The organism is Pseudomonas sp. S37 (genome assembly GCF_016658545.1).
Lineage (GTDB): Bacteria > Pseudomonadota > Gammaproteobacteria > Pseudomonadales > Pseudomonadaceae > Aquipseudomonas.
In genome coordinates this window covers 62,243-74,057 of sequence record NZ_JACVZC010000008.1, presented here as the reverse complement: position 1 = coordinate 74,057, position 11,815 = coordinate 62,243, and the positions used below count along the sequence as shown (strand labels likewise).

10 protein-coding genes are annotated in these 11,815 nt (G+C 61.9%); 6 read left to right on the top strand and 4 right to left on the bottom strand.

Translation table 11 applies throughout. The features are described from left to right. The first annotated feature begins 94 nt into the window (after positions 1-94). From rbfA to IAE39_RS05310, 5 genes are all read left to right on the top strand, one after another. Positions 95-493: a 30S ribosome-binding factor RbfA gene (gene rbfA, locus IAE39_RS05330; protein ID WP_201200009.1), complete on the top strand. Its 399-nt coding sequence runs from the start codon at positions 95-97 to the stop codon at positions 491-493. Positions 494-496: 3 nt separating this feature from the next. Further along, positions 497-1,414: a tRNA pseudouridine(55) synthase TruB gene (gene truB, locus IAE39_RS05325; RefSeq protein ID WP_201200007.1), complete on the top strand. Its 918-nt coding sequence runs from the start codon at positions 497-499 to the stop codon at positions 1,412-1,414. A 147-nt stretch (positions 1,415-1,561) separates the two neighbouring features. Beyond that, on the top strand, positions 1,562-1,831 hold the full coding sequence (rpsO, locus tag IAE39_RS05320; RefSeq protein ID WP_012274241.1) for a 30S ribosomal protein S15: 270 nt from the start codon (positions 1,562-1,564) through the stop codon (positions 1,829-1,831). 250 nt (positions 1,832-2,081) lie between these two features. After that, positions 2,082-4,187: a polyribonucleotide nucleotidyltransferase gene (pnp, locus tag IAE39_RS05315; protein WP_201200002.1), complete on the top strand. Its 2,106-nt coding sequence runs from the start codon at positions 2,082-2,084 to the stop codon at positions 4,185-4,187. Positions 4,188-4,448: 261 nt separating this feature from the next. Beyond that, the gene (locus tag IAE39_RS05310) at positions 4,449-4,799 is read left to right on the top strand and encodes a BON domain-containing protein (RefSeq protein ID WP_012274238.1); all 351 of its coding nucleotides are present in this window, start codon (positions 4,449-4,451) and stop codon (positions 4,797-4,799) included. A gap of 77 nt (positions 4,800-4,876) precedes the next feature. Here the strand turns inward: IAE39_RS05310 and IAE39_RS05305 are convergent, their stop codons facing one another. Then, entirely contained in the window at positions 4,877-5,179 is a 303-nt protein-coding gene (locus IAE39_RS05305) for a putative quinol monooxygenase (protein ID WP_201200000.1), read from the bottom strand. 60 nt (positions 5,180-5,239) lie between these two features. On the opposite strand from IAE39_RS05305, the gene IAE39_RS05300 reads away from it, so the two are divergent. Further along, complete coding sequence (locus tag IAE39_RS05300; RefSeq protein WP_201199998.1) at positions 5,240-5,659, top strand: VOC family protein; 420 nt, start codon at positions 5,240-5,242, stop codon at positions 5,657-5,659. A 111-nt stretch (positions 5,660-5,770) separates the two neighbouring features. On the opposite strand, the gene IAE39_RS05295 is transcribed toward IAE39_RS05300, so the two are convergent. The 3 genes from IAE39_RS05295 to acs form a co-directional block, all read right to left on the bottom strand. Continuing rightward, positions 5,771-8,707, bottom strand: a complete 2,937-nt coding sequence (locus IAE39_RS05295; RefSeq protein ID WP_201199996.1) for a DUF748 domain-containing protein — start codon at positions 8,705-8,707, stop codon at positions 5,771-5,773. A 78-nt stretch (positions 8,708-8,785) separates the two neighbouring features. Then, a complete protein-coding gene (locus tag IAE39_RS05290) occupies positions 8,786-9,655 on the bottom strand; it encodes an oxygenase MpaB family protein (RefSeq protein ID WP_201199994.1) in 870 nt (289 codons plus the stop codon). Positions 9,656-9,697: 42 nt separating this feature from the next. Beyond that, positions 9,698-11,632, bottom strand: a complete 1,935-nt coding sequence (gene acs / locus IAE39_RS05285) for an acetate--CoA ligase (RefSeq protein WP_201199992.1) — start codon at positions 11,630-11,632, stop codon at positions 9,698-9,700. Between the last annotated feature and the right edge of the window lie 183 nt (positions 11,633-11,815).

Here is an 11,815-nt window from a genome sequence, read left to right as displayed (position 1 = left end):
CGCTGCAGGGCAGCTTGCGGTACCTCTTCAGGTAGCGCCCGGTCAGGCTCAGGTCTGTCCGGGCGTTTGCCGCTTTAAGTTACAGGTAGCAAGAATGGCCAAAGAATATAGCCGTACCCAACGTATTGGCGATCAGATGCAGCGCGAGCTGGCCGAGCTGATCCGCCGCGAAGTCAAGGACCCGCGTGTCGGCCTGGTGACCATCACCGCCGTGGACGTCAGCCGTGACCTGGGCCATGCCAAGGTGTTCATCACCGTCATGGGCGAGGAAACCCCGGACGCCGTGCAGCAGTCGCTGAAGGCGCTGAACAGCGCGGCCAGCTTCCTGCGTTTGCACCTGGGGCGCTCGATGCAACTGCGCAGCGTGCCGCAACTGCACTTCCACTTCGATGAAAGTGTCAGCCGCGGTGTGCACCTGTCGGCGTTGATCGAGCGTGCAGTGGCCGAAGACCGCCAGCACAAGGAAGCTGACGAGCCGGACACCAAGGAGTAAGCGGTGGCCCAGGTCAAACGTATCCGCCGCAACGTCAGCGGCATCATCCTGCTCGACAAGCCGCTGGGCTTCACCTCCAACGCCGCGCTGCAGAAAGTGCGCTGGCTGCTTAACGCGGAAAAGGCCGGCCACACCGGTAGCCTCGACCCGTTGGCGACCGGCGTGCTGCCGCTGTGCTTCGGCGAAGCGACCAAGTTTTCGCAGTACCTGCTCGATTCCGACAAGGGCTACGAAACCGTCATGCAGATGGGGCAGACTACCAACACCGGCGACGCCGAAGGTGAGGTACTGCGGACCCGCGAGGTGACCGTTGGTCGCACCGACATCGAGGCGCTGCTGCCACGTTTTCGCGGCCCGATCAGCCAGATACCGCCGATGTACTCGGCGCTCAAGCGTGACGGCCAGCCGCTGTACAAGCTGGCACGTGCAGGAGAGGTAGTGGAGCGCGAGGCGCGTTCTGTTACTATTAACCGCTTGGAGTTGCTCGAGTGCGAAGGCACCCGTGCACGGTTGAGCGTAGGATGCAGCAAAGGCACCTATATCCGTACCCTGGTGGAGGATATTGGCGAGGCCCTTGGTTGCGGCGCCTATGTCGCCGAGTTGCGCAGGACCCAGGCCGGGCCCTTCGCGCTGGCACAAACGGTCACCCTCGAGGAACTCGAACAGGCCCACGCCGAAGGCGGCAACGAAGCGCTCGATCGCTTCCTGATGCCATCGGACAGCGGCTTGCAGGACTGGCCAATGGTCAGCTTGTCCGAACACAGTGCGTTCTACTGGCTGCATGGGCAGGCGGTACGCGCGCCGGACGCGCCACAATTTGGCATGGTTCGGGTACAGGATCACAATGCGCGCTTCATCGGTATCGGTGAAGTGAGCGAAGACGGGCGCATTGCGCCGCGTCGGCTGATTCGGTCGGAATGACCGAAACCGCAGGGTAAGGCAGTTGCCGAACCCTACGGAATCAAGGGTGGCTGTCAGTAGGCACGGTCACTCCTTTTTTATTAATACAGGGATTTGTCCCTGGCCTATTGGACCCCGCTTGCGGGATCCGTTATCAGGAGAAGCCAAATGGCCCTCAGCGTTGAAGAAAAAGCTCAAATCGTTACCGACTTCCAGCAAGCTGCTGGCGACACTGGTAGCCCGGAAGTTCAGGTTGCTCTGCTGACCGCGAACATCAACAAGCTGCAAGGCCACTTCAAGGCCAACGGTAAAGACCACCACTCCCGTCGTGGCCTGATCCGTATGGTTAACCAGCGTCGTAAGCTGCTGGACTACCTGAAGGGCAAAGACACCACTCGTTACAGCGCCCTGATCGGTCGCCTGGGCCTGCGTCGCTAATAGCGGCCTGGTCAGTGGTGTGCCTGGCGTGTCGCAAGCTTCGGCTATGCTGTTTCGCAGCATCGTCGTCGGTCACGCCACGCGTATCTCCGAGGTTGGCAGCCTGGTTGTGCTGAGCGGTTTACCGCGCAGCAGCCAGGCTCCCAGCCTCGTGTTGTATCTGGACGGTCAATGGGGCCGATTCCCCGTTCTGCCCAAGAATTCGCAAGAAACCAGTTCCCCCAAGAGCCACTGAAAAAGGTAGGAAACCGTGAACCCGGTAATCAAGACTTTCCAGTTCGGTCAATCGACCGTTACTCTCGAAACGGGCCGTATTGCCCGTCAGGCAACCGGCGCCGTGCTGGTTACCGTCGACAACGACGTCACCGTGCTGGTGACTGTGGTAGGCGCCAAACAGGCTGATCCAGGCAAGGGCTTCTTCCCGCTGTCGGTTCACTACCAGGAAAAGACCTACGCCGCCGGCAAGATCCCGGGTGGCTTCTTCAAGCGTGAAGGCCGTCCTTCCGAGAAAGAGACGCTGACCTCGCGCCTGATCGACCGTCCGATCCGCCCGCTGTTCCCGGAAGGCTTCATGAACGAAGTGCAGGTCGTCTGCACCGTGGTTTCCACCAGCAAGAAGACCGATCCGGACATCGCTGCGATGATCGGTACCTCGGCTGCCCTGGCCATCTCCGGCATTCCGTTCGAAGGCCCTATCGGCGCCGCTCGCGTTGCCTTCCACGAAAGCACCGGCTACCTGCTGAACCCGACCTACGAGCAACTGGCTGCCTCGAGCCTGGACATGGTCGTTGCCGGTACCGCCGACGCTGTACTGATGGTTGAATCGGAAGCGCAAGAGCTGACCGAAGACCAGATGCTGGGTGCCGTACTGTTCGCCCACGACGAATTCCAGGCCGTTATCCAGGCTGTCAAAGAGCTGGCTGCCGAAGCCGCCAAGCCGACCTGGGACTGGAAACCAGCCGTTGCCAACACCGAACTGTTCAACGCCATCCGCGCCGAGTTCGGCGAAGGCGTTTCGCAGGGCTACACCATCACCGTCAAGGCCGACCGCTATGCGCGCCTGGGCGAGCTGCGTGACCAGGCTATCGCCAAGTTCTCCGGTGAAGAAGGCCAGCCTTCGGCTTCCGAAGTGAAAGACATCTTCGGCGAAATCGAATACCGCACCGTTCGCGAAAACATCGTCAACGGCAAGCCACGTATCGACGGACGCGACACCAAGACCGTTCGCCCGCTGAACATCGAAGTCGGCGTGCTGCCGAAAACGCACGGTTCGGCACTGTTCACCCGTGGCGAAACCCAGGCCCTGGTCGTTGCGACCCTGGGTACTGCCCGTGACGCCCAACTGCTGGACACCCTCGAAGGCGAGAAGAAAGACCCCTTCATGCTGCACTACAACTTCCCGCCGTTCTCGGTAGGTGAGTGTGGCCGCATGGGCGGTGCTGGCCGTCGCGAAATCGGTCACGGCCGTCTGGCCCGCCGTTCGGTCCAGGCCATGCTGCCAGCCGCTGACGTGTTCCCGTACACCATCCGCGTGGTTTCGGAAATTACCGAATCCAACGGTTCCAGCTCCATGGCTTCGGTCTGCGGTGCTTCCCTGGCCCTGATGGACGCCGGTGTGCCGATGAAGGCGCCAGTAGCCGGTATCGCCATGGGCCTGGTCAAGGAAGGCGACAAGTTCGCGGTCCTGACCGACATCCTCGGTGACGAAGACCACCTAGGCGACATGGACTTCAAGGTAGCCGGTACCGCCAAAGGCGTTACCGCGCTGCAGATGGACATCAAGATCAACGGCATCACCGAAGAGATCATGGAAATCGCCCTGGGCCAGGCCCTGGAAGCGCGCCTGAACATCCTCGGCCAGATGAACCAGATCATCGGTCAGTCGCGTACCGAGCTGTCGGCCAACGCCCCGACCATGATCGCGATGAAGATCGACACCGACAAGATCCGTGACGTGATCGGCAAGGGCGGCGCCACCATTCGCGCCATCTGCGAAGAAACCAAGGCTTCGATCGACATCGAAGACGATGGCTCGATCAAGATCTTCGGCGAAACCAAGGACGCGGCAGAAGCAGCCAAGCAGCGCATCCTGGGCATCACCGCAGAAGCCGAGATTGGCAAGATCTACGTCGGCAAGGTTGAGCGCATCGTCGACTTCGGCGCCTTCGTCAACATCCTGCCTGGCAAGGACGGCCTGGTGCACATCTCCATGCTGAGCGATGCTCGCGTCGAGAAAGTCACCGACATCCTGAAAGAAGGCCAGGAAGTCGAAGTACTGGTACTGGACGTGGATAACCGCGGCCGTATCAAGCTGTCGATCAAAGACGTTGCCGCGGCCAAGGCCTCGGGCGTGTAAGCGACTGCCACGCAACAGAAAAAGGGCCCCTCGGGGCCCTTTTTTTTGCCTTGCGGGAACCTTTTGCGGACTTGCATCTTGCATGCAGGTTTACCGCGCAGGTTGCAAAATGCACGACCCCCATCATGCTGGCTGTTTGCTAACTTGTTGATTTATAAGGGATCAAGCGAAGCGGAAAAGCTGGCACAGCGCATGCAACTACCTTCATACCTGCCGCCAGGACATACGGCGCAGACCTTTCGAAAAACAGGAGTGACCCACATGAAGAAGTTCGCCATTGCTGCCGCTACTGCTACCGCTCTGACCCTGACCATGGCTAACGCGGCATTCGCCCAGCAGTCCACCCAGGCCCCGATGACGCTGGCGGCCGGTGAGGTGACCAAAGCCAAGGAAGCTACCTCCGATACCTGGATCACCACCAAGGTAAAGGCTGACCTGATGACCGAGAAAGGTGTGCCTGGCAGCGATATCAAGGTAGAAACCAACAAGGGCGTTGTGTCGCTGTCGTCTGATGTTGCAGTGACCGATGCACAGAAAGAGATGGCAGTTGCCATCGCCAAGAAGATCAAAGGCGTGCAGGCCGTTTCGGCTGATGGCCTGAAGTCTGAGTAAGGAATAAGGGATGTCCCGTCGGCCAAACGGACTTGGCCACCCAATGCTGAAAGGGGCCGCTTTGCGGCCCCTTTCATTTAGAAAACCGGATTACGCGCCACCACATCACTCTCGAAGCATTCCTGCGCCATGATCAGCGGCTCTACCAGCGGGCGGCTGTCGCGAAAATGCGCAGTCTGCGTATGCACCTCATACGCCGCATCATCGCGGTAGATCTCATACAGGTAGATCACCTCTGGATCGACCCTGTCCTGCGACACATCGAATACCAGACAACCCGGCTCACTGGCCACCGAAGCTGCGGCATTGACCTTGATCGCGGTAAGGAAAGCGTCGGCACATCCGGGCTTCACGCGGGTCTTGATGAACAGGCTATACACAAAGCTCTCCTTTTGTTTTAAATTCAATAATGAATTGTATACAAAAATGGAGCCTAGCCAATGTCCGAATTGCCTGCACGCCCTGGTCGCCTGAATGGCCTGCGCCATATTGCCTTGCTGGTACCCAACCTTGAGGAGTGCGAACGCTTCTATGTCGATGTGCTGGGCATGGAAGTGCTGAACCGCGCCAATGAAGACCTGGTGTACCTGACCTGCGGTAATGACAACCTGTCGCTTGGGCGTGGGGCAGGGGCTGCAAACGGGTTGCAGACCCTGGACCACTATGGGTTTATCGTCGACAGCGTCGAGGAGCTGGAGGCCTGGTATGCGTACTTCAAGGCCCGTGGGGTGACCTTGCTTGACCGGCCATTCAACCATGGGGACGGTGCGCGCAGCTTCCACCTGCTGGACCCGGCGGGGAACAAGGTACAGCCGCTGTATCACCCGGCGGTGTCGGGGCAGCGGTTGGTCAGTGCCTGAATTGATGTTGCCTGGTCGGGCCTATTCGCGGGTAAACCCGCTCCTACAGGTGCTGCACAGGCCTTGTAGGAGCGGGTTCACCCGCGAATAGGCCGGGCCTGCTATCAGAGATTACTCGGCATCCAGATGCATCGGCGTCACCACCCGGCCATCGCGCTCGGGCTGCCCCAGGCTTGTGTCGATGAAGTACACCCGGTCGTCTTCCAGCTTGCCCTTGTCGACCAGGTAATCCTTGATGCTACTGGCCCGCTCCTGGCCCAGTGTACGCAGCAACGCGGTGCTTTCGCCCCACGACTTGATCACGGCCTCGCGCAGCTTGGCAGTGCGCTCGTCGCGCCCCAACTGTTCCCACTCGGCCGGCGGCTGCTGCTTCAGACGGGTGCGGTAGATGCCTTCGAGCATCGCCGGCTTGTCACTGTCATCAACAACCAGCATCGAAGCATTGGCCGGCACCTTGTCGCCGCGGCGTTGCAGGATCTTGTACCAGGTGGCCTGGTATTCGCGCTCCAGGCGCTGTTGGGCGATCAGTGGGCCGTCGCTGGCCTGGGCGCTGGTGCCTTCGATTTCCAGGCGCAGTTCCGGGCGCTCTTTCAGCGCGGATGCCAGCTTGTCCAGCGACGACTGGGCATCGCCGCTGAGTTCGCTGGAGCCCGGTGCGAAGGCCACATTACCGAGGTCTTCCGAACCACCCCCGGTAATCAGCCCGCCAATGAACTTGAACGGCGCCTGCGCAGCGCGCAGCACCAGGTTGCGCAGGGTTTGCCAGACGATCGGCATCACGCTGAATTGCGGGTTGTTGAGATCGCCCGTCACCGGCAGCTCGATCGAGATCTTGCCCTCGGTGTCCTTCAGCAATGCCACCGCCAGGCGGATCGGCAAGTCGACCGCATCCGGGCTGTCGACTTTCTCACCCAGTTGCAGCTGCTCTACCACCACCTTGTTCTCGGCCTTGAGCTGGCCGTTGGTGATCAGGTAGTGCAGGTCGAGGTTGAGCCGGCCCTTGCGGATGCGATACCCGGCGAACTTGCCGGAGTAAGGCGTCAGCGTTGTCAGCTCGACACGCTTGAAGCTGGTGGCGATGTCCAGGCTGGCCAACGGGTTGAACGGGTTGAGGGCGCCTTTGATGGTAACCGGTGCATAGCGGTCGACCTTGCCCTTGACGTCAACCTTGGCCGGTGCCGGCTTGCGGTTGTCGATGGTGCCGATCTGGCCGTTGAGCTGCTGGATGGCCGTGGCGAAGTTGGGGGTCAGCGACAGGTCGGCAAAGTTGGCCGAGCCGTCATTGATGTCGACCTGGCCGATATGGATGCCCAGCGGCTTGCTGTTGCTGGCCGGGGCCGGTTTCGCCTGGCTGCTCGCCGGCGCGCCGGCCGGCTGCGGGATCAGCAGGTCGTTGACGTTGGTGGTACGGTCTTCGTTGATGATGAAGCGTGCATAGGGTTGCTGCAGGGTCACTTTGTCGATCGACAGCGCGTCACCATGCACGTAGGACAGGCCGTCGACGTTCACCTGCTGCCATTTGACGAAGTCGCGGCTCTTGATGGTGTCGAGGGTGTGCAGCTGGTTGACCTGGGCCTTGCCGGTGACAGTGAAGGCCAGTGGCGCGGTATTCTTCAGGTCAACCTTGAGGTCGCTGGAGAGCATGCCGCTGCGCAGCTCCAGCAGGATGAACGGGCTGATGTAGGCCTGGGCCACGCGCAGGTCGATATCGCGGGTGCTGACATCCAGCTTGGCCCAGATCGGCGCCAGGTTGACCTGGCCGGCTGCCTGGAGCTTGCCTTGCTTGCCTACACCGGTATCGAGCTTGAGGGTGAAGGGTGTCTGATTGAGGCTGTCGAAGCCTTGCAGGTCGGCGTTGAGCGGGCCGATATCGAGGGCCACAGGCTCCTTCTGTGTACGGTCTGCCAGGTGAACCAGGTAGTTGCGCAGTTGTACGTCCTTGAGCAGCACCTGCCAGGGCTTGCTCGGCTCCTTGGCCGCTTGTTCTTCAGGCGTAGGCTCGGCGGCAGCCGGCTCGGCCTTTTCTTTCGGCGTGGCCTTGGCCGGTTGGCTGGCGAACAGCTTCTGCCAGTCGAGCTGGCCGTCTTTTTCCAGCGCAGCCCAGGTTTCCAGTTTTTCGCTGCGGATCTTGCCGACGGTGACCTGCTGCTTGACCAGGTCGACGGACGTTTCGCTCACCTCCAGGCTGGCCAGGCGCGCCAATGGGCGACCATCCGGTGCCTTGATGGCGAATGGCGCAATGCGCACCGAGGCGTTGTCCAGCAGCAGCTCGGTCTGTTTCGCGAGGTTGAGCTTGTAGTGGGTATCCAGGCTGACAACCCCGTCTTCCAGCACCAGTGGCACGGCATCACGCACGTAGGGCCAGAACAGTTTCATCTTGGCATCGGTGACTTTCAGCGTGCCCTCCGAGGCGATCGGCGACAGGCTGAGGGTGCCGTTCCAGTCGATGCGCCCGCCATTGGGGCCGTTGGCCACCAAGGTCATGTCGGCGTTGTCGTCAGGCAAGGTGCTGAGGTTTTTCAGCTCCAGGTTCATGTTGTCGTAGAGGAACTCGATCGGCTCGCTGGGGCGCTGGTCCTCGAAATGCAGGTAGCCATCGGTCAGCTTGATGCTGCCAATGCGCAGCGGAAACGGGTCGCTGGGCGGCTCGTCCGGCTTGGCTTCACTTGCCGGCAGCTTGAACAGCCCGGTCAGGTTGAGGGTACCGTCCTTGGCGAACAGTACTTCGTTGCGCGGCTTGTCGAGTTCGACCGCATCCAGGTGCAGGGCCCGGGTCCACAGGCTGTCGAGCGAGAGGTTGGCGTACAACCTTTCGAAGCCGACCTGCTCCTTGCCGGGTTCGCCGATCTGCAGGCCCCACAGCGTCAGCTCGAGGCTGAAGGGGTTGAGTTCGATCCGTTCGAGGTGGGCCGGCACCGTGGCGTACTGGGCCAACTGCTGGTTGGCGATGCGCAGCGCGACACCGGGAAGTATGAGAAAGCCGAGCAGGCTGTAGAGGGCCACCAGGGCCACGATTGCGCCAGCGGCGCGAGTCAATCCTTTGTACATGTGTCGCTTCGTCTGTCTAAGCAGGAGTGCTTGGAGTATGGCACGTTAAATCAGTTCCGCTGGGCGGACCATTTGGCGTCAGTCGATACCCATGCGCCGCTTGGCCCGGTGCGCCGAGCCATCGCGCATCGCCCAGCGCAATACCGGTGCGGTGCGCTTCAGGCCCAGGCGGATCAGGCGCTGCTGCAAGGCACCGTGCTGTAGGCCCAGCATGCTTTGGGCCCAGACCGGCAGCAGGTCGATACCGGCGTGCAGCATCAGTTTGCCTACTGGTTGTGCCAGGCGGCTGGGCGCCGGGGCGTCGAGCAGAATCCGAATCACCTCGTGGCTGCGGGAATCGCAGTGCAGTTGCGGGCGCAGGCGTTGCAGGTAATCTTCCACTTGCTGGCACGAACGCGGCACTTCTCGGGCACCAAGGCGCTCTGCAATCAGGGCAATCTCGCTGTAGTAGGCATCCTGCTCACTGCGCGGCAGGTGCGGGTTGCGGTAACGCAAGTGGGCAGCGAGGAAGCTGCTGACCTCCGCCACATGCACCCAGGTCAGCAAGTCCGGGTCACTGGCCGCATAGGGGCGGCCATCCGGCGCGGTGCCGGTGACCTGCAGGTGAATGGTGCGCACTTTGTTGATCAGCCACTCGGCATCGCCGGTTGCGCCGAAGGTGGTGCCTGAGATGAACTGGCTGGTGCGGCGCAGGCGACCGAGCAGGTCTTCCCGGAAGTTCGAGTGGTCCCAGACGCCGGCCAGTGCCAGTGGATGCAGCAATTGCAGCATGAGTGCGCTGATGCCGCCCACCAGCATACTTGGAAAGTCGCCATGCACCTGCCAGCTGATGCTGTACGGGCCGAACAGCCCAGGGTCGCCCTTGGGCGATTCCAGGTCGAGCTGGCCGAGGGCCAGCCCGGTGAGGCTCATGACCTGGGTTTCGATGCGACGACGAAGGGCTTCCATGGCGACCTGCGGGGCAGGGCAGCCATGAACAGTGGCCGCCGGTTACTGATTAAGGCGTTTGTCGATCAGACCCTGTACCACGCTGGGGTCGGCCAGGGTCGAAGTATCGCCCAGGTTGTCCAGCTCGTTGCAGGCGATCTTGCGCAGTATACGCCGCATGATCTTGCCTGAGCGCGTCTTCGGCAGCGCCGGTGCCCACTGGATCAGCTCGGGCTTGGCGAAGCTGCCGATCTCCTTGCTGACCAGGGCCAGCAGCTCGGTTTTCAGTGCATCGTCTGGCGTGATGCCATTCATGGTGGTCACGAAGGCGTACACACCCTGGCCCTTGAGGTCATGGGGGTAACCGACCACGGCGGCTTCGGCAACGCTGTCATGCAGTACCAGCGCGCTTTCCACTTCGGCCGTGCCGATGCGGTGGCCGGACACGTTGATCACATCGTCGATGCGCCCGGTGATCCAGAAGTCGCCATCGGCATCGCGGCGGGCACCGTCGCCGGTGAAGTAATAGCCGGGCATGGGCTTGAAGTAGGTGTCGACCATGCGTTGGTGGTCGCCATACACGCTGCGGATCTGCCCGGGCCAGCTGGCCTTGATGACCAGCAGCCCGGCGCCGGGGCCCTCGATCAGCTGCCCTTTTTCGTCCAGCAGCACCGGTTGCACGCCGAACATGGGCTGGGTGGCGCAGCCGGGCTTGAGCGATGGCGAGCCAGGCAGCGGGGTTAGCATGATGCCGCCGGTTTCGGTCTGCCACCAGGTATCGACAATCGGGCAGCGCTTCTGCCCGACTTCCTCGAAGTACCACTCCCAGGCTTCGGGGTTGATCGGCTCGCCGACACTGCCCAGCAGGCGCAGGCTTTTGCGCGTGGTGCTCTGCAGTGGTGCCGAACCTTCGCGCATCAGCGCGCGCAGGGCTGTGGGGGCGGTGTAGAAGATGTTCACCTGGTGTTTGTCCACCACCTGCCAGAAGCGCGAGGTGTCCGGGTAGTTGGGCACGCCTTCGAACATCAGCGAGACCGCACCATTGGCCAGCGGGCCATAGACGATGTAGCTGTGGCCGGTGACCCAGCCGACGTCGGCGGTGCACCAGAACACTTCGCCGTCCCGGTAGTCGAACACCACCTTGAAGGTCATGGTCGCCTGCAGCAGGTACCCGGCGGTAGTGTGCAGGACGCCCTTGGGTTTACCGGTGCTGCCCGAGGTGTAGAGGATGAACAGCGGGTCTTCGGCTTCCATCGGCTCGGGGGCGCAATCGTCGCCAGCCTTTTCCGTAGCCTCGTGGTACCAGAGGTCGCGGCCCTCGGCCCAGGCAACCTCGCTACCGGTGCGGCGCACCACGAAGATGCTGCTGACTGCGGGGCAGCTGGCCAGGGCCTTGTCGACGTTGTGTTTGAGCGGGATACGCTTGCCACCGCGTACGCCTTCGTCGGCGGTGATCACGGTGCGGCAGTCGGCATCGAGAATGCGGTCGCGCAGGGCGTCTGGCGAGAAACCACCGAACACCACCGAGTGGATGGCCCCGATACGGGTGCAGGCGAGCATGGCGAAGGCGGCTTCGGGGATCATCGGCATGTAGATGCACACCCGGTCGCCTTTCTTCACCCCGCGGGCTTTCAGGGCGTTGGCCAGGCGGCAGACCTGGCGGTGCAGTTCGCGGTAGCTGATGGCCTTGGAATCTTTCGGGTCGTCACCTTCCCACAGCAGGGCGGTCTGTTCGCCGCGCTGGGCCAGGTGGCGGTCGATGCAGTTATAGCTGACGTTGAGCTGGGCACCGTCGAACCAGCGCGCCTTGCCGGTCTTCAGGTCGCATTGCTGCACGCTTGACCAAGGCTTGATCCAGTCCAGGCGCTTGGCTTGTTCGGCCCAGAAAGCGTCGGGGTCGTCGACCGACTGGCGGTACAAGCGTTGGTAGTCGTCGGGGGTAAGGGCTGCGGCCTGGCTGACGGCCAGGGCCTGGGGGTAATTGCGGATATCGAACATGGCGGGTGGTCCTGCTCTTGTAAGGGGCGAGGGACTGCAACGGCTATTCGATAGGACAGTGTAGCTGGGGGTGGTGTTCAACCTGTGCGGGCCTCTTCGCGGGTAAACCCGCTCCCACAGGGATCGCACAAAATTCGAAAACTGTGTTGTCCTGTGGGAGCGGGTTCACCCGCGAAGAGGCCG

What these genes read in the sequence shown, in the direction of transcription:
- rbfA (WP_201200009.1), top strand. Translation starts at nt 95, where the DNA reads ATGGCCAAAGAATATAGCCGTACCCAACGTATTGGCGATCAGATGCAG.
- IAE39_RS05295 (WP_201199996.1), bottom strand. Translation starts at nt 8,707, where the DNA reads ATGTACAAAGGATTGACTCGCGCCGCTGGCGCAATCGTGGCCCTGGTG.
- IAE39_RS05290 (WP_201199994.1), bottom strand. Translation starts at nt 9,655, where the DNA reads ATGGAAGCCCTTCGTCGTCGCATCGAAACCCAGGTCATGAGCCTCACC.
- IAE39_RS05310 (WP_012274238.1), top strand. Translation starts at nt 4,449, where the DNA reads ATGAAGAAGTTCGCCATTGCTGCCGCTACTGCTACCGCTCTGACCCTG.
- acs (WP_201199992.1), bottom strand. Translation starts at nt 11,632, where the DNA reads ATGTTCGATATCCGCAATTACCCCCAGGCCCTGGCCGTCAGCCAGGCC.
- IAE39_RS05300 (WP_201199998.1), top strand. Translation starts at nt 5,240, where the DNA reads ATGTCCGAATTGCCTGCACGCCCTGGTCGCCTGAATGGCCTGCGCCAT.
- rpsO (WP_012274241.1), top strand. Translation starts at nt 1,562, where the DNA reads ATGGCCCTCAGCGTTGAAGAAAAAGCTCAAATCGTTACCGACTTCCAG.